At 40.2% G+C, this 19,195-nt stretch carries 15 protein-coding genes; all 15 read right to left on the bottom strand.

Features of this window, described 5'->3' with window-relative positions:
- Positions 1 to 9: 9 nt before the first annotated feature.
- Positions 10 to 591: a CDP-diacylglycerol--glycerol-3-phosphate 3-phosphatidyltransferase gene (gene pgsA, locus GPS65_RS08365; protein ID WP_012010018.1), complete on the bottom strand. Its 582-nt coding sequence runs from the start codon at positions 589 to 591 to the stop codon at positions 10 to 12.
- Between the two features lie 75 nt (positions 592 to 666).
- A complete protein-coding gene (locus GPS65_RS08370) occupies positions 667 to 1,578 on the bottom strand; it encodes a helix-turn-helix domain-containing protein (protein ID WP_088001384.1) in 912 nt (303 codons plus the stop codon).
- 23 nt (positions 1,579 to 1,601) lie between these two features.
- Positions 1,602 to 2,393 carry a DUF3388 domain-containing protein gene (locus GPS65_RS08375; RefSeq protein ID WP_003211480.1) on the bottom strand — a complete coding sequence of 264 codons (792 nt, stop codon included), beginning with the start codon at positions 2,391 to 2,393 and terminating at the stop codon, positions 1,602 to 1,604.
- A gap of 131 nt (positions 2,394 to 2,524) precedes the next feature.
- Positions 2,525 to 2,782 (bottom strand): DUF3243 domain-containing protein, encoded by a 258-nt coding sequence (locus tag GPS65_RS08380; protein ID WP_003211590.1) that lies wholly within the window; start codon positions 2,780 to 2,782, stop codon positions 2,525 to 2,527.
- 73 nt (positions 2,783 to 2,855) lie between these two features.
- A complete protein-coding gene (gene ymfI / locus GPS65_RS08385; protein ID WP_088001386.1) occupies positions 2,856 to 3,584 on the bottom strand; it encodes an elongation factor P 5-aminopentanone reductase in 729 nt (242 codons plus the stop codon).
- A gap of 31 nt (positions 3,585 to 3,615) precedes the next feature.
- Positions 3,616 to 6,735, bottom strand: coding sequence for an MMPL family transporter (locus tag GPS65_RS08390; protein WP_119124861.1), 3,120 nt, complete (start codon positions 6,733 to 6,735; stop codon positions 3,616 to 3,618).
- The gene (locus GPS65_RS08395; RefSeq protein WP_119124860.1) at positions 6,713 to 7,189 is read right to left on the bottom strand and encodes a MarR family winged helix-turn-helix transcriptional regulator; all 477 of its coding nucleotides are present in this window, start codon (positions 7,187 to 7,189) and stop codon (positions 6,713 to 6,715) included. Before GPS65_RS08395 ends, GPS65_RS08390 begins: the two co-directional genes overlap by 23 nt.
- Before the next feature lie 150 nt (positions 7,190 to 7,339).
- Positions 7,340 to 8,632 carry an EF-P 5-aminopentanol modification-associated protein YfmH gene (yfmH, locus tag GPS65_RS08400; RefSeq protein WP_119124859.1) on the bottom strand — a complete coding sequence of 431 codons (1,293 nt, stop codon included), beginning with the start codon at positions 8,630 to 8,632 and terminating at the stop codon, positions 7,340 to 7,342.
- A complete protein-coding gene (gene yfmF / locus GPS65_RS08405; RefSeq protein WP_012010012.1) occupies positions 8,629 to 9,909 on the bottom strand; it encodes an EF-P 5-aminopentanol modification-associated protein YfmF in 1,281 nt (426 codons plus the stop codon). The genes yfmH and yfmF overlap by 4 nt, the downstream gene beginning before the upstream one ends.
- 145 nt (positions 9,910 to 10,054) lie before the next feature.
- Positions 10,055 to 13,171 carry an MMPL family transporter gene (locus GPS65_RS08410; protein WP_012010011.1) on the bottom strand — a complete coding sequence of 1,039 codons (3,117 nt, stop codon included), beginning with the start codon at positions 13,169 to 13,171 and terminating at the stop codon, positions 10,055 to 10,057.
- Between the two features lie 317 nt (positions 13,172 to 13,488).
- The gene (locus GPS65_RS08415; RefSeq protein WP_003211615.1) at positions 13,489 to 14,718 is read right to left on the bottom strand and encodes a bacillibactin exporter BcbE; all 1,230 of its coding nucleotides are present in this window, start codon (positions 14,716 to 14,718) and stop codon (positions 13,489 to 13,491) included.
- Positions 14,719 to 14,820: 102 nt separating this feature from the next.
- Positions 14,821 to 15,546, bottom strand: coding sequence for a GntR family transcriptional regulator (locus GPS65_RS08420; protein WP_119124857.1), 726 nt, complete (start codon positions 15,544 to 15,546; stop codon positions 14,821 to 14,823).
- A gap of 165 nt (positions 15,547 to 15,711) precedes the next feature.
- The gene (locus GPS65_RS08425; protein WP_144514687.1) at positions 15,712 to 18,084 is read right to left on the bottom strand and encodes an FtsK/SpoIIIE family DNA translocase; all 2,373 of its coding nucleotides are present in this window, start codon (positions 18,082 to 18,084) and stop codon (positions 15,712 to 15,714) included.
- 110 nt (positions 18,085 to 18,194) lie between these two features.
- The gene (locus tag GPS65_RS08430; RefSeq protein WP_003211099.1) at positions 18,195 to 18,431 is read right to left on the bottom strand and encodes a YlzJ-like family protein; all 237 of its coding nucleotides are present in this window, start codon (positions 18,429 to 18,431) and stop codon (positions 18,195 to 18,197) included.
- A complete protein-coding gene (locus GPS65_RS08435) occupies positions 18,428 to 19,156 on the bottom strand; it encodes a ClpP family protease (protein WP_003212436.1) in 729 nt (242 codons plus the stop codon). The genes GPS65_RS08430 and GPS65_RS08435 overlap by 4 nt, the downstream gene beginning before the upstream one ends.
- Positions 19,157 to 19,195 lie beyond the last annotated feature (39 nt).

Genomic DNA, 19,195 nt, shown 5'->3' on the forward strand with positions numbered 1-19,195 from the left:
ACGTCCTTTTTAGTTAGAATTCTTTAAAGCTTCCCAGTTTTTCACAAAGTAATCCCAGCCTGACACAACAGTGAAGAACACTGCTACCCACATCGCAAGGTCACCAAACGGGAATGATACAAGTTCAAACGGCAGGTTATGCAAGAGAAGGGCTGAAATCGCAATGATTTGCGCCCATGTTTTCACTTTTCCAAGCATATTAGCTGCTACCACTTCACCGCCTCCGGCTAGTACAAGCCTTAGACCAGTTACAGCAAATTCACGGCTAATGATCACAATCGCCATCCATGCCGGCGTGAGGTTGTACTGAACAAGTATAATTAAAGCAGCTGAAACAAGCAATTTATCTGCAAGCGGATCTAAAAATTTACCAAAATTCGTCACTAAGTTCAGTTTACGCGCATAGTACCCATCAATCCAGTCCGTTGTCGAAGCAACAATAAACAGGATTGCGCCAACAAGATGCGTCACTTCGATGCTGACGTGACCAAAACGAGCAACTCCCCAATCTAAGGGTGCAAGCATAATAATCATAAAAACAGGGATCAAGGCGATCCTAGAAAGAGTTATTTTATTCGGTAAGTTAAACATGAATTTCAATCCTCCAATAAGCCATTTTTTTATGTATATATAATAGTAGGAACAAAAGAAAAGTCATCTACTTGCTTAAGATGACTTTTCCTTTCCTTTATTCACAATCACAATGTTTTGTGTCATGGTGTTCTTAGGGTCTAATTCGTACTTAAGCGTCTCGTCATTCACCTTGATATCAATTCCAGTCGCATTGCCTAGACGGATATCGACCTGAGAGAGCTCAGACAAGTCTGTTTTAAACGATTCGCCATCTTTTAGTTCACCCATTTTCAGCACTTTTCCAGACTCGTCTCTGACGCGCAGCCATGAAGCTTTTGTAGCAGAAATGGTTAACTCCATCTCTTCTGTGCCTGACGCTTCATACGTTGTCGTTGAACCTTCTGTATTTGCTGCCTTCAAAGAGATCGTTTCATCGTCTTTAGATGAATCCTTTGATGAGTCATCTTTTTTAGATGATTTTTCTTGATCATCTGACGAAGCTTTTTCTTTTTTCTTTTGATCCTTTGCAAGAGATGAATGCTCAGATACTTCATACTTAGATTCTGACTGCTGAGGAGCCGTCTGGTTGTTCTTCTGTCCGCTATCATGATTAACTGCCTGCACGATGACATAAATGATCGCAATGACCACAAGGACGCCTCCAATAATCAAGATGGTCGGCAGCAGCTCAAGCACCTTCGAGGCAGGCTTTGGCAGCTCTCTTTGCGGCTTAATATTTGATAATTTATCAGATACTTCATCGTTATACGTGCTCGGTACATCTTTACGAAATTCTTCGAACAATTGTTCAGGATTTAGTCCAACGGCTTCGGCATATTGTTTAATAAACGCTCTGACGTAAAATTTACCTGGAATAATATCATAGTTTCCTTGTTCGATTGCTAGCAAGTAGCGCTTTTGGATTTTGGTCACCGTCTGAAGATCCTCCAGCGACATCCCTTTTTCCTCTCTGGCCTCAATGAGCCGTTTTCCCAATTCAGTCAAAACAAACACCTACCATTACCATATTAAAAATCGAAGCCAGAAAAACCAGAATGATCAAACACTTGTGGTTCTTCAGCGTGCTCATATGTAATCTCTTCATCTGCACTATTACGCAATTCAATAATATAGTCGAAATCATCCATTGTATATTCTGAATTTTGAATAAAGATGTCTGGATGCTCTACTACTTTCGTTGCCGGCAGTCTCATAATTTCTCTTAAAAGCTGCAAGTGCTTCTCAGAACCTCTTCGCGTCGACACAATCCCATCAATAATAAAAACGTTATCTGGGCTATATTCATCCGCAATCAGTTGACTTCGGATCGTCTGTTTCAAAAGAGTGGATGATACAAAAAGCCATCTTTTGCTGGCACATACACTTGAGGCCACAATTGATTCTGTTTTTCCGACACGCGGCATCCCGCGAATCCCGATCAATTTATGTCCTTCTTTTTTAAATAGCTCAGCCATAAAATCAACAAGAAGACCAAGCTCGTCCCTTTCAAATCGAAACGTCTTTTTGTCATCTGCATCACGCTGAATATATCTGCCGTGACGAACCGCTAAGCGGTCACGAAGTTTTGGCTGTCTTAATTTCGTTACTTTTATCGTTTCCATTGTATTTAAAATTGATTCAAGGCGCTTAATTTGGTCTGTGTGGTCACAGCGCAGAAGCATTCCGCGTCTTGATACATCAACACCATTAATTGTCACAATATTAATTGAAAGCATCCCCATCAGAGATGAAATGTCTCCTAACAGTCCGGGACGGTTTACCTGTATCTCATATTCAAAATACCATTCGAGCTTTGCCAAATGATATTACCCCCTTCATTGTGGCAAATTTTTACCTTCCTATATCATAAAGCATTTTCACATTTTTAGAAAGCACAATGTTGTGAAACAGTTAAAATAAAAAGAGAGGCACAAACGACCCCTCTTTTTCTTTAGTGCGAGCTATTATTTTCAACAAGTTTGACCATCATATTGGCAATTGCGCGCTGCTCATCTTCTGATGCGACGCTCCAAAGGTCAGCAAGTACTCTTTCTTGCTCGTTTTTTGCTTCAACTTCGTTAGCTAAATATCCGCCAATTTCATACGCAAGGTTATTGATGGTATCATCTTTTAAACCTTTATCCTGCGCATGATTTAAACGGTCACCTAAAAAGTTTTTCCAATGGTCCCAGTTCTCAAGTACTGACATGTCGATTCCTCCATTCGAAAAGATGAATTACAGCCATAGCTTTTGTCATGGAGTGACGAATTATACACGTTTTTTAACAGTACCAGCCACCATTAACGGATAAAATTTGACCTGTCATATAACTTGACTGCTTTGAGGCGAGAAACCAAATGACATCGGCAATCTCCTCAGGTGATGCAAGCCGGCCAAGCGGAATTTCTTCCTCCAGCATGTCAATATCTTCTTGTGTGAAGCTTTTCATCATATCTGTATGGACAGCACCTGGTGAAACAGCATTTGCTCTAATTCCACTTGGGGCAAGCTCTTTTGCCAGACCTTTAATAAACGCATTTTGCGCACCCTTCACCATGCTATACAGCACTTCACATGATGCCCCTGTTTCTCCCCATATCGAGCTTACCGCAACAATATGACCTGCTTTTTTTTGAATCATGGCTGGCAATAGCTGTTGGGTAAGTTCATATGGACTTGTGACATGAAGCTGAACCATACTGGCTAATACGTCTTTTTCTGTATCTGTCACTAATCCGACATGACTCTTACCGCTATTTAATACAAGAATATCTGGAGATACAGATAGACGGCTGACGAGCTTATCAGCTCCGCCTATTTTTGCTAAATCTGCTTGAACGACATGCGTCTGAATATGATACGCTTCTTCCAACTCAGCGGCAAGCTTGACGGCTGCCTGTTCATTTTTGTGATAATGGAGTATCATGTGGCAGCCTTCCTGGGCAAGCCTTTTGGCTGCAGCCTGCCCGATCCCGCCACTGGCACCTGTTATCAGCGCCCAACGACTCATCACATGGATTCCTACTTTCTATTTAAAATATCTATTCTTTCCGTTTAAATGGGAACCAGTTCGCTGATCCGAACAATTTCACCATCACAGGTACGAACAATGGTAGCACAACGAGTGCGTATAGCAAAAGTCCTGTGAGAACGAGTGTTGCAATCTGTAAGAGAGACAGCACTCCTGAAGGAAGCATGGCTGCAAATGTTCCTGCCAAAATAACAGCAGCAGACATAATGACAGAGCCCATATTCTTCATTGATTCGGTCATCGCAAACTGAATGTCTTTTGTTTTGTATTCATTGAACCTCTCCATTAAGAAAATCGAATAGTCGACTCCGAGCGCCATTAATATCACAAAGCCAAAGAATGGAACCGCCCAGTTAATGCCCGGATAACCGAAGAAATGAGTGAAGATAAATTCTGTCATTCCGATAGCTGTAAAGTAGGTCAAAATAAGTGAACCTACCAAGTACAGTGGCATCACAAGCGAACGGAACAGGATCACAAGAATGAGAAAAATACCGATCATCATGTAAAGAACCGTCTTATTGAAATCTTGGTCTGAAAGCTGTTTTAAATCAGCATTCATACTTGATACACCTGAAACACCAAATGATGCATCTTTTAAATTTGTTTCAGGAAGTGCCCGCTCGACAGATGCTTCTACTTGTTTGATCGTCGACAAGGCTTCATTACCATATGGATTTTTTTCTAAAATGACATCAATCTTTGTCATCTTGCGGTCATCCGACATGTATGAATCAAATACTTGCTTGAATGCTTTATTTTTTAGCACATCTTTTGGGATAAACCAGCCGGCCATGTCTTGATCTGGAGCATTTTTCAGTTCGTCTAAGTAGTCACCTGCACCCATTAATCCGCTTGAAATTTTCTCCAAGCCATCGACGCTCTTGTTCAGCCCATCAGTTAGTTTGGTCAGATTATCACCAAAGCCGCCAATCTTTTCTTTCATTTGTTTTTGACCATCAATGACTTGCCCTGCACCATTTGCAAGCTTTGGCATATTATCAGCTATTTGCCCCTGGCCTTTCGACGTTTTATCCAATCCAGTTTCAATTGCATCTAAGCCAGCAATGAGCTCATCGATTTGACTCGTTAAGACTTTTTGCTGCTCTTTCGCTTTTGCGATAAAGGCATCCGCTGCTTCAAGCTGTTTTCTAGCTTCTTTCGCTTGTTTGGCATAGCTGTCTGCCTGTTTTGCGCCTTCTTGCAAGGTCGTAGAAAGTTCATTATAGGAAGCTTTGATGGCTTGATACGATTGATTTTCTTTCACCTGCGGAATTTGTTTTTCAAGTGTACTAAATTGTTGATTTGCTTGTGTGATTAATGCTTTTACATCCGCTGCAGCAGAAGATGACGTATCCACCTTCGCTAATGCTGCCTTTAATTCTTTGGAAATGCTTTTATATAGCGACACTTGTTGATTCACTTGTGCGACTTGAGCTGTTAATTCCTTTTTCGCACCTTTAATTTTTTCTTTAATCTGTGCAACACCGTTTTTGTTTTGATCGATTCCGCTTTGCAGTTCTCTTAACGATTTTTCGATGTTTTGAATGCCTGTTTTCACTGATTCTGTCCCAGAAATCAATTTGTTAATGCCTTTTCCAGATGATTTGATTTGCGGTGTTTGATCCTCAATGGATTGACTCATTGTCGTCAGTGCATCTTGTATTTTTTTCAAGCCTTCATTACTTTTATCAAGTCCGGTATTCAGTTCTTTTGCTTGTGATTTCACGTATAGATCACTCAGCCCTTTACCGACAGGACGTGTCGCACTTCTCACTTTACTTACGCCATCTGTTTGTTCAATTGCACGGCTGAGTTTTTCAACAGCAATCAGTCCTTTATTGTTGTCTAACAGATCAGCTGATTTCACAACAATCGTTGCAGGTAGAGCTTCTCCTGGTCCAAATTTGTCAGAAATCGTATTGAATGCATTGACTGATTCATATTTATTACCAATTTCATCTAAGCTGTTATAAGAAAGCGTTCCTTTATACATAAGAATGGGCGGAAGCGTAATGATTCCTACGATTAATAAACTAAAAAGTGGTTTTTTAAATGAAAAGCGACCTGCTGTTTCCCACATTTTTGACTGCGGATGAGCAATATCACCTTTAATCGGCCAAAATAGCACTTTTCCTAAAACCGCCATAAAGAAAGGAACAATTGTGAGAAGCGCCACAATGAGCACAGCGACACCAACTGCTACTGCAACAGCTGATTTATAGAGCTGGAATTGCGCCAGGCCAATACATGTAAAGCCGATGAGCACAGCGATTCCGCTGAATAAAACAGTCTTTCCTGCTGTTTTATACGTAATGAGAATCGCCTCAATTTTATCTTTACCGTGTGCGATCTCTTCTTTAAAGCGGCTGAGAAGCAGAATGCAGTAGTCCGTTCCTATTCCAAACATGATCGCGACCATGAAGATTTGGGTAAAGGTTGAGAGCGGGAAGTCGAGATATTTAACTAAATAAGCCACGATGGATTGACTCACCAAATAAGATAGAGCTACTGCGACTAACGGAACGAAAGGTGCCACAGCTGATCTAAAGACAAGGACTAGAACGATGAGAATAAACCCAATCGTAATGAACTCTGTTTTCTTTAGACCCTCTTGTGAGCTTGTGATCACATCATCATCAATTAACGGCTGTCCTGTCATTTCATATGTCAGATTTAAGCTCTTCAGTTTTTCACTGACTCTTTCTTTAAAATCAGAAGCTTTGATTTTGTTTGAGTCATATGTAACTGGAACAAGAAGTGTCGTTCGATCTTTAGAGAGCATCTGTTTTTTGATATCTTTATTGGCGTCAAAATACGAAGTGATGTCCTCGACATGTAGATCTTGATCCTTTTCTAAAATCTCCATTGCTTTTTTTAAAGATGTTTCTCTTTCTTTGACGATGTTCTTTTCTTGAAAGACAATGACAATTGATTTTTCTGTATCACCGTTTTCAGACATTTTATTTAATAACTGATTTGCATATGAGGACTTATAGCCGTCTGGTACTGAAATTTGTCCTTTTTCTTTTGTTAATTGCGCCATATTAGGAGCGGTGATAAGTAACACTGCCGCTAATACGATCCATAAAATCGTGATCAGCCATCTACCCTTTATGATTGCTCTCATTAGTACTTTGTGCCTCCTCTTCGATGATTACTTGATAGATCTTTTCATATGTTTGAATAAATGATTCCATTTCTTTTTCTTCCAGTTTTTCAAAATAAGATCGAACTAAATCCTGAAGCTGTTTTTCCATTCGGCTGACCACATCTTTGCCCTCTGGCGTAACGTACAGGTGAACATTTCTTCGATCGGCTTGATCATGCTTGCGGACAATATAGTTTTTTGTAAAAAGACGATTGGTCATGGAAGTTACCGCACTTTTGTTCACATTACATACATTTGCAAGGTCAGTTGACGTACATCCAGGATGTAAATTGATGTATCGAAGTGAGTAATACTGATCAAGTGTCAGCTCTTTATCAAGCTTTTCCGTGATCATACTCGATACCTTTTTTTCCATCATGAGATAGACGTCTGCATATCTCTGAATGAGCTGTGCAATTTTATTTTGTTCCATATGTTGCTCCTTTTAGTTTAAGTGTTTAACTATTAAAGAGTTTAACTAATGAACAAAATGATTGTCAATGAAAATCCTCACAAATCACAGGCTTTTATTCATTAGACATAAAAAAGACAAACTCATTAAATCTGAGTTTGCCTTTTTTCATTATTTTGTTTTCGGAACGACTTTGAAAACAGACATCCGTTCTTCGTCAATTTCTTCCTCTAAAATGTGCTGAATGTCAGTTAATTGGATCTGTTCCAGCATGGTCACGACATCAAATAAGCTCATGTCTAAAAATGCATATCGAGTGAATTGGTTCGCAATGTATTCAGGAGAATTCATGGCTTTTAAAAAGCTGCCGATTTTCTTCTTGCGCGCGAGCTCGATTTTCTCTTCTGAGATCAAGTTCTTTGCTTGAAGAAGGGTTTCTTTTAATACTTTCGCCAATTGATCAGGATCATTTGTGTCTCCACCAACTGACGTGAAGCCGAAGCCGCCTTCTTCTGTATAATCGTAGCTGAAGGTCTCATCAATTAAACCTTTTTCATACATTTGTTCATATTGTAAGGAGCTTTTACCAAACAACGTCTCTAAAATGAGATTCATACCGAGTTCATGTTTTAGCAGATCATTTCCTTTTTTATGAGGATTCTTTGTTTTTAATCCAAACATACATTTCGAGCCTTGTACGTTCATTGGAAGTTCGTACTCTTTTCGGTACACACCTTCAGGCTCGTTGATGTCTTTTCGTTTAATCTCTGGCTGATCTGTAAATGGCTTTTTCGCCTGATTTGCTCGAACTTGATCTAATATTTGCTGCGGATCAACGGGACCGACAACAAATAAAAGCATATTGCTTGGATGATAGAACGTTTCATAGCATTCGTACAAATGATCTTTTGTAATCGGAGCAATGCTTTCTACAGTTCCAGCTATATCAATTCTTACAGGGTGCTCTTGATATAGATTTTCAATCAGACCGAAGAATAAACGCCAGTCCGGATTGTCATCATACATGTTAATCTCTTGACCAATGATGCCCTTTTCTTTTTCGACCGTTTTTTCAGTAAAATAAGGCTCTTGGACAAAATCAATGAGTGTCTCAAGGTTTTGTTCAACATTTGAAGTGCTTGAGAATAAGTAAGCTGTTCTCGTAAATGTCGTAAAAGCATTTGCGGATGCCCCTTGTTTACTAAATGTATGGAATACGTCTCCATCTTCTTTTTCAAACAGTTTATGCTCTAAGAAATGGGCAATTCCGTCAGGCACTCGAATCATGTCTTCTTTACCAAGCGGCACAAATTCGTTATCGACAGAGCCATATTTGGTTGTAAAAGTTGCATAGGTTTTGTTAAACCCTTGCTTTGGGAGCACATAGACGTCAAGTCCGCTCTCCATTTTTTCGTGATATACCGTTTCTTGCAGCTGGTCGAATTGAATTGTTTTCACTGTCATGAAGCACCCTCCGTTCCTTTAAGAAAATAGGTCGTATCCCATTCGATTTTCTGACCCACTTTGATGATGTCCTCTTTTGTCACTCGATCAAGTGCTTGTAAAAAGGAATCAAGCGTTTCTCCTGTTGGCACAACGGCATGCTGATACAGGTATTCTGCTGTCCCATAAGATGTATCGATCGTTTCAAGAAGCTGATTTTTGACGACAGCTTTTGTTTGGTCAATCGCTTCATCTGAAAAATCACCTTTTTGCATCGCTTCAAATTGTTCTTTAATGATGTCTACTGCCTGCTGATAGTTGCCGACTTCAATCCCTGACATGACCATCATCAAACCTTTAAAGCTCTCGAGTCTAGACACAGCATAATACGCAAGACTTGCTTTTTCCCGAACATTGATAAATAGCTTCGAGTGCGAGAACCCACCGAATATACCATTAAACAAATGCAAAGCCGGATAATCGTCATCTGCAATCGTCGTATGCGTGCGAAAGCCGATATTCAGCTTCCCTTGCTTCACGTCTTCTTCATCGATGACTTCTTTTGCTTCTCTTTGCGTGCTTGCTGATTCAGCGTGTTGTTTGACCGGTTCTCTATCACTTGTTTTGAAGTATTGAGAGACCATCCGGCTGATGTCTTGTTCGTCTACATCTCCCACAACATAAAGATCAAGCTGATTTGTTTGAAGCGCATGCTGATATGCTTCAAACAGCGAATGAGCGGTGATTGTTTCGATATCTTCCATTTCTCCATTGACGTGCAGTGCATACGGTTCACCTTTGCACATTTCCTGCACAAGTCTTAAGTTTGAGTAACGCATTTTATCATCATACACTGCTTGAATCCGCTGTTTTAAAGTGCGTTTTTCTTGATCTACATATAATTGACTGAACGCTCCATCTTCAACATACGGATGGAATAGTAGATCAGATAGTAAGGCAATTCCTTTTTCTAGTAAAGGGGTTTGATCCTTTAAATATTTTTCATTTGCCATTTCCAGGCGGAAGGTAATGATGTGATTCTCTCCTTTTTTCGCCATGTCTGCTGAAACAGTCGCACCATAAAGCTCATCAAAATAAGCACGCAATTCTCCTGTTTTCGGCATTTTCTCTGTTCCTCTTAACAGCACATGCGGGAAAAGTGAACGCATGGTGACATCATCTTTCGATAGAGGCGCGAGCATTTTAAAAAGGATTGTGACCGTTTTAAATTTTTCTGTTTTGACAATATGAGTATGAAGACCAGGTGTGTCTAGTGTCTTCTCTTGTAAGTACGTCATGAGAAACCTCCTTTGTTCATCCTATTTATTATGTATTAGAACATAGCTGATATATACGTAAAACAGCCATTTAATAGACATTATATCAATCAGAGGAAAGGATAGGAAATAAAAACGCCTCTGCTATAAGCAGAGACGCTGGTCGTTATTTCATTCTAAAAGGCCACCAATTCCATTTTCCGAAAATGCGAACCATGACCGGAATAAAAAGTGGTAATACAACAAACGCATATAATAAAAGTCCAATGAGTATGACCGTTGCAATTTCAACAAGTGACAAGACACCGGACGGTAGCATAGCGGCGAAGGTCCCCGCTAATATCGCGACTGCTGAAATAATGACAGAACCCATATTTCTCATCGCTGATATCATTGATGCTTGCACATGCTCTCCCTTCCATTCATTAAAGCGATCCATTAGGAAGATCGAATAATCAATACCTAAGGTGACAAGAATGACAAAGCTGAAAAATGGGACAGCCCAGCTGAGACCGTCGTAGCCAAAAAATGTTTTGAATATCCATTCTGTTAATCCGACGGATGTAAAATACGTTAAAATGAGTGAAAGTGTTAAGTATATCGGCATGACGATCGACCGTAATAATATAATTAAAATAATAAAGATGCCAGCTAGCATAAAAATGACTGTTCGAATAAAGTCACCGTCAGATGTTTCTTTTAAATCTACATTTAAACTTGAAATACCAGACACGCCGTAATTTGCATTCTTTAACCCGCTGACAGGTAAATATTGATCAAGGGTTTCTTCAATTTTTGCAACGCCTTTCATCGCTTCATTGCTGTATGGATTCACATTTAAAATAACTTCTAAGGTTGTCAGTTTACGATCTGGAGACATATACGTTTGAAAGATTTGCTTAAATTCATGGCGTTTTAGCACTTCTTCTGGAATAAACCAGCCCGTTATTTCTTCATCTGGCGCTTGCTGAAGCTGGTTTAAATAGCCGTCAGCCTCTGTGAAGCCACTTTTGACCTGCTCGAGCCCTTCAATACTTTCACCTAATCCATCTGTTAATAATGTGAGTTTTGATGAAAGCTGATTAAATCCTTTTTTGATGGCTTTTTGTCCACCTGTCAGTTGATCGGCACCATCTTCAATTTTAGGCATTTCTTTGATCAATTGTTTTTGTCCTTCATTTGTTTGATCAAGACCGGCATAAATTTGATCCAGTCCTTCCATGAGGGCTCGCACTTGATGTTTTACTTCTTTTTGCTTGCTTGAAAAGCTTTGAATCACTGAATCTGCTTTCTTGATCTTTTCTTTAAACAGAGAAGCTTCCTCTTCATACAGATTCATTTGGTTCCCTGCTTGATCAAGCATTCCTTTTGTATCTTTGAATACTTTCTTGATTTCTTTATATTCATCCATATCTTTTACTTCTGGAAGCCGTTTTTCAAGTGCTTCAAACGATACATTCTCATACGAACTTTTTACTTTTTTAATGGTAGTTATCAGCTGCTGATTTGATTTCGCATGACGTTCTAGCGTACTCACCATTTGTTTAAGCTCTTGAATCATCGCTTCACTTCTGCGATATTCTTGCTCTAATTCCTTTTTTGCTTCTTTGATTTTACTTCGGATGGTCCCGACACCATCTTTGCTGCGCCTCACCCCATCTTCTAAAGAGATCAGGGACTCCCTTACTTCTCCAATGCCGCTTTTGATCGCTTTTGTTCCATCAATCAGCTGGTCAATGCCTTTAGCGGATTCTTGAATTTTTGGTTTTTGTTTAAGAAGGGCAAGATTTGTTTCGGTCAAACCATCTGAAATTTTCCCGATTCCTTCATGACCTTTTCCTAGTTCTCCTCCCAGCTCTTTTGCTTGAGAGGTAACGTAAAGCTGACTTAACCCATCTCCAACAGGACGAGTGACACTGCGGACTGTTTTGACTTCGTCAATGTCATTTAATTTACGGGTTAGTTTTTCAATCATGACAATCTTTTCTTGGTTATCTAACTTATTGTCACTTTCAACAAGTACATTCAGGGGCAACGCTTCCCCAAAGCCAAATTGCTCTGATATCGTATTAAATGCAGACACTGATTCATACTTTGTCCCAATCTCATTTAAGCTGTTATAAGAAAGAGTCCCGTCGTACATCAGAATAGGAGGCACCGTAATGAGTGCAACTAAACCTAGGCTGATCAGCGGCCTTTTAAATGAAAAACGCCCAGCCCATTCCCACATTTTACTTTGCGGGTGGCGAATGTTTTCTCTTTTAGATGGCCAGAAAAGAGATTTTCCAAAAACAGACATAAAAAAGGGGACGATGGTGACAAGTGCGATCAGTAGGATACCAACTCCAACCGCAACACTAACGGCTGATTGATACAATTGAAATTTTGCAAACCCAATGCTTGAGAAGCCAACTAACACGGCTAAGCCACTGAAAAAGACCGTTTTCCCTGCACATTTGTATGTGATGATAATCGACTCTTTGACATCACGACCTTGACCGATTTCTTCTTTAAAACGACTTAACAGCAAAATACAATAATCTGTTCCTATACCGAACATAATCGCTACCATAAAAATCTGAGTAAAATTAGATAGAGGAAATTGCATATATTCTACTAAAAAAGCCACAATACAACGGCTGACGGCATAAGAGATGCCGATTGTAATGAGCGGAACAACAGGTGCCAAAATTGATCTGAAAACAATAATTAAAATAAAGAAAATAAAAATGATCGTGATAAGTTCAGTTTTCTTCAGACCTTGTTGAGAGCTATTAATGACATCTGAATCCACAAATTTTTGTCCCGTCATTTCAAATGAGATATGATAGGGCTTTAAAACTTCCTCAATTTGTTCTTTAATCTTCACAGCTTTTGTTTCGTAGTGGTCGAATTTGAATGGAACAAGAAGTGTACTTTTATCCTTTGATAAAAGTTGTTTTTGAATGTCCGGATCTACATGAAAATACGAAGTAATTCCGTCAATGTGGAGGTCTGGAGCATGTGTCATGAGTGCAGATAAAGCCTTTTTTAATTCTTGCTCTTTCTTAGGGAACAGATGTTGTTCGGAAAATACAATAACACCCGTATCTTTTTTCCCATTTTGATCTGTGAGCTTATCCAATAAGTGAAGTGCTTCAGCTGTTGGTGTCCCCTCCGGAACCTTTAATTGCCCTTTTTCTCTCGTTAATTCCTCTAAATTTGGCGCAGTAATAAACAGAATTACAGCTGTTATCATCCACACCACTAATACAATCCATCTTGCTTTAATTATTTGCAACATAGCTGCTTCAAGCTCCTTCTAGTTCATCAATCAATTTGCTGTATTTGAGCGTGTCTGAAGTGCTGACTGCGTATCCTTCAACGTGCTAATGGTAGGATGACCTATTCAATTGTCTTTTCGTGTTGAAGAAACACACATTCATCATCACCACGCGAACTCAATCTCTGCCTAAAGAAAGACAGAAAATGAATGTTTTTGAACACCTCCCGTTTGGAATAATTTAAAAGATATTACTATACATTAGTTTAACTATCAAAATTTTACATGTCAATTTATAAAAAAGAAAAAAGATGGCAAAATACCGTCTTTTTTCTAGATTAAACCGTTTTTAATTGTTCACTTTCATCCTCTTCATCTGGCTGGATAAAGAAGAGGACCAAAAATAGAGAAATAAGACTGCAAATGGTCGAGAGAATAAAAACGATGGAGTCTCCTTTATCCATGAGGTAAGCGTAAATCGGAGGTCCTAAAGCGACACCGATAAAACGCATACTGCTGTAAAACGACGTAATGGTTCCGCACTGCTCTTTTTCAATTCCTTCTGTGATCAGGGCATCCAGTGCAGGCAGGACAATCCCGATGCCAACACCGCCAATGCTTAAGCAGATAAACAATACGTAAAAGCTGTGATTCCACCATAAAAACATATAGGAAAGTGATAATAAGGCCATGCCTACGATTAAAAAGATTCTCATTTTCCCTTTTTCTTTTCCAATCGTTTTCCCAGCAACGTATGAGCTAATGGATAGAAAAAGGAGCGGAATGCTAAGCAGGAGTCCTTTTTTGACACCCTTAATTTGATAAGCTGCCTCTAGGTTATCAGATAAGTAAAAAAGCACACCAAAAAGAAGAAACATAATAAAACCGCCAATGGCAAAAATGGCATACAGCCAGCGTCCCTCATGCTTAAATATGGTCTTTGTTGATTTTAAAAATTCTTTGAATGAAGGCGGGTCCTCCTCTTTTTTCGCCGACTCTACCATGAATAGTACCATGAGAAAGCTGATGATGGAGAAGAACGGAATAAACCAAAACGGCACAAACCAAAACCATGAAGCCAAAAGCGCGCCAATAATCGGGCTCAATACCTTCCCAGCTGTGTTAGAGGTTTCGATGGCGCCTAGACCCGCACTGACTTCTTCATCATCATGAAACAAATCTCCAATAAACGGCATCACGACAGGTGCTGCCCCTGCTGAGCCAACACCTTGAAGGACCCTGCCAAATAGAATCCACATGTACGGTTCTTTCATGATCGTTGAGGCAACTGCTGCCACAGCCCCTCCAAGTCCTGCGATTAACAGACACGGCAGGAGTACCTTTTTTCGCCCGATTCGGTCTGATAAATAGCCAGCGATCGGAATACATAAGATCGCGACAACGGAGTATACCGTAATAATGAGGGAGACTTGAAAGGAAGTAATGGAAAGTGTCTTTTCTATCTGTGGCAATACGGGAATTAGCATCGAGTTCCCGAGTGTCATGATCAAAGGCACTGATGATAATGCAATAATATTCTTTTTACTGACTGTTTTCTCGCCCAACATCATTCACCCAATTCTATATACTGTTACGTAATAGTGTGGCAAGTTTTACGGGTATTATGTATGGGCAAACAAAAAGCAACCGCTTATGAAAGCGACTGCTCGTTAAAATCGTTTACGTATCACATGAAAGCTGAATTTATCCGCTCGAAAATAATTAAGCGAGTATAAGACCGGCTGATCATCCTGATCAAAGTGCATTTGTTTTAGTAATAATAATGCTGTTTCAGGGTCACATTCTAGTATCGGTGAAACCTGATCGTGGTAGCCGATTGGTTCAATGTCAGCAACTGCATATTTAATCCCGCTGTGTGGTTCTCTTCCAAACAGCTCAAAAAGCGACTCTTCTTCATGTGTAAAAGAAGCGGGAAGATGCTTGACCGGAATTTTATCTAAACAATAAACCACGGGCTGTCCATCTGCCGTTCGAACGCGCTCCATTGAAAAAATCTCATCAGATTCATCACACTGAAAACGAATCACATCATTCTCTGTTGGCACCCCTTCTTGCGAGGATAAAAAGATGGTACCAGGCGTCATATTGACCTGCTCTATCATTTTTGTCACACTTGCCAGCTGTTCTATGCCTGTTGAAAAGAGTGGTCTTGTGTTGACAAATGTCCCCACACCATGCCTTCTAATTAAATATTTCTCTTCTTCTAATATACGAAGGGCTTCACGCAGTGTCGCTCTACTCACGCCTAAAAGCTTTGAGAGCTCAAATTCAGAAGGCAGCTTTTCTTTTTCGGCGTATACGCCTGATTGTATATCTTCTTTAATACGGTCAATCACTTTCAAATATAAATGGCGATTGTCTGTTTTGGTCGACATGTTTTCCCTCCGTCTAATCAATGCAAATGATAAGATGAGAAATCTCTATTCCGAGATAAGTTGAACATAACTATATCATGTTTTTGCAAATAAATAAATAGTCTGACTTCCAGTTAACATAATCACATTATCGTTTACTACTCTTTTTAGAAAGCTCTCTTCAATTTATGAAGAGAGCTCGTCATATTGTTCTTTTGAAAGCAGGACTTCTCTCGGTTTACTGCCTTCATAAGGACCGACAACGCCTCGCTCTTCCATTGCATCAATGAGGCGGGCAGCTCGTGTATAGCCGATACGGAATCTCCTTTGAAGCATAGAGACAGAAGCCGTCTGCATGCCGATGATGAGTTCCACTGCTTCATCATATAAATCATCATCCACAGCTGCAAGCTGATCCTGCGTTTCTTCAGTTGGAATCATTTCTTCTTGATATTGCGCTTTTTGCTGAGTGATCACATGGTCAACGACATGTTCTACTTCTTCATCAGATAAAAAGGCGCCCTGCACACGAACCGGTTTGTTTGCCCCGACTGGTAGAAACAGCATATCCCCTCTGCCAAGTAGTTTTTCTGCGCCCCCCATATCAAGGATCGTCCTTGAATCGGTTTGCGAAGACACACTAAAGGCAATTCGAGATGGGATGTTGGCTTTAATGACTCCTGTAATGACATCGACAGAAGGTCTTTGTGTGGCAATAATTAAATGAATTCCGGCTGCACGAGCCATTTGCGAAAGTCTTGTAATGGAATCTTCTACATCAGAGGAAGCGACCATCATTAAATCTGCAAGCTCGTCTACAATGACGACAATATAAGGAAGTTCTGGCTGTTTCGCCTCTTCTGATTGATTCATTCGTTTAATGTAATCATTGTACCCTTCAATATTTCTTGTCCCTGTATGAGAAAACAATTCATAGCGGCGTTCCATTTCACTGACGACTTTTTTCAGTGCCTGTGACGCTTTCTTAGGGTCCGTTACAACGGGAGCGAGCAGATGCGGGATGCCATTATACACATTTAGTTCAACCATTTTCGGATCAATCATCATCATTTTTACTTCATGAGGTTTCGCTCTCATGAGAATACTTGTGATAATGCCATTGATGCACACACTTTTTCCGCTTCCTGTCGATCCTGCTACAAGTAAATGCGGCATTTTGTTCATTTCAGCGAGCACGGCTTCACCCGAAATATTGCGGCCGAGTCCAATCAGCAGCTTCGCATTTGGACGGTCATTTTGCTTCGATTCTAATACCTCTTTTAAAGAAACCATCGCAATTTCTGCATTAGGAACCTCAATACCGATGGCTGATTTCCCAGGAATCGGCGCCTCAATCCGAATATCTTTTGCTGCAAGAGCTAGGGCTAAGTCATCACTTAGATTGACAATCTTACTAACCTTCACGCCGACATCTGGATAGACTTCATATTTGGTGACGGCTGGTCCTAAGTGAACCTGTGTAACTTTTGCTTTTACGCCGAAGCTTTGAAACGTTTTTTCAAGCTTTCTTGCATTTTCATATATATTCTTCTTGTCTGTTTGCTGTCCTGAGTGCTGCGGCTCTGCCAAAATATCCAGTGATGGCAATTCGTAATCTTTGTTTTCAAGTTCCGTAAACGTCATCGGCGGCGCCTCTTTTGGTTCATCAGCTGAATCTGATGGAGACGGCGTACTTTGCACAGATTCTTGAAGAGGCGTTGTCTCTTTTGCCACCTGCTCTTTTTGAACGAGCGGGGTGAGAATGTCATCTCTGTCAGCAAAGCTTGAAATAATCGGCTGACTATTGTCAGGCATCGGCGCTTCCTCTTCAACTAAGATTTGATCATCTTCGTCCTCTTCCTGAATACGAGACCGTTTTTTCTTTTCAGCCGTTTTCTGAGGGGGGGCGCTCTTTTTCGCCTGCCTGATTCCTTTCATATCTTCAACAAACGCTTTCCACTGCTTCACCATAAATTGTGAGACAGGCAGTGTCACTTTCTTCACCATTTCTTGAAGAGATCGATTTGTAATGAGCACAATTCCAATCAGCATCAGAACGATTGCCATGATTTGAGAGCCTGCTTGTGCAAATAAGAAATAAGAAGCAGCAAATAATACGGCACCGATCATGCCGCCTCCTAAATCAGGAGATCCTGTCTCACCTTTCATGTCCATCAGGAAAAGCTCAAATGTATTTCTGATCACACTTTGAGAGCCTATTGCACCCGCAGATGAAAGGTGCTGAAAGAGCTTCACATGAGACAAAAGCAAGATACTCGCAATGATGCAGTATAACCCTGCCTTTCTCCTTGTCAACAAATCTGGGATTTGTTTTTTCCAGAAGATGGTGACGCCAAAAAGAAATAATCCGATAAGGCAGAGAATGAACCATTCACCTGCAAAAAATCGGAATAAATATACGAAGGTTTGTCCAACGACGCCTAGCTGTAAAATGGCAATGATCGCTATGGCAATACAGACTAACCCATTTAATTCATATTTCAGTTTTAGCTGTTTATTTTGTTTTTTTCTCGTTTTCCGTTTTCTCTTTTTCGCCATACTCATCACCTTACTACGAAAGAAAATATAACCTACCGAAAGATCAGAAAGAAAGCAGCCTGGTTTTGGCTGCATCTTGTTGTAAGTTTTCCCTTTATTATAGCATAGAATCATTCATATGAGTCGGTTTGATTGGAGCCTAATTGTAACTTCAATCGCTTGCCTGGTGCAAGCTCTTGATTCAGAAAATCCATTGGATTTGTGCTCATGACTTGAACGATTTCTGCTTCATCCTCTTTCATTTCAACCATAACTGGAACGCCTTGGATATTTACCTGTTGAAGTTTGCGATCTCCTTGTTCCTCCGCGTAAATGGCTTCATATGGCATAGGTGTGTATAAAATCATTGGATCAGCCCCTCGTTTTGAGATGCCCTTTCTCCAATCAGCTCATTCAACTTTTTAATCGCTTGTCCAACACCGCCTACTTCATTCATGAGTCCGTATTCTGCCGCCTCATGACCAACAACATTTGTACCTATGTCCCTTGTCAAATTGCCTTTTGAGAACATGAGTTCTTTAAATTTCTCTTCTGTAATATTGGAGTGGCTTGTCACAAAGTTAATGACTCTTTCCTGCATTTTATCTAAGTATTCAAAGGTTTGGGGGACACCAATGACAAGACCAGTTAAACGCACAGGATGAATGGTCATTGTGGCTGTTTCCGCAATATAGGAATAATCACACGATACAGCAATCGGAACACCAATGGAGTGGCCGCCGCCAAGTACAATCGATACAGTCGGTTTTGATAAAGACGCAAGCATTTCTGCGATCGCTAGTCCTGCTTCGACATCGCCGCCTACTGTATTTAAGATGATTAAAAGCCCTTCGATTTTTGGGTTTTGTTCTACTGCTACGATTTGCGGAATGACATGCTCGTATTTGGTTGTTTTATTTTGTGGTGGAAGCTGCATGTGGCCTTCAATTTGTCCAATAATGGTAAGGCAATGGATGTTTGTATCTTGCGGCAGCTGTGGTATGGCTGTTTCACCAAGCTGCTGTATTTTGCTCATTATGCTGTCTTTTTCTTCTGGCTTTCGCTCAGGCTGCTGTTCATTTTTTTCGTCCATTTGTCTCCATCCTTTCCTCAAACTCTCCTCCTATTATGA

The sequence above is a fragment of the Bacillus pumilus genome (assembly GCF_009937765.1).
Classification (GTDB): Bacteria; Bacillota; Bacilli; order Bacillales; family Bacillaceae; genus Bacillus; species Bacillus pumilus_O.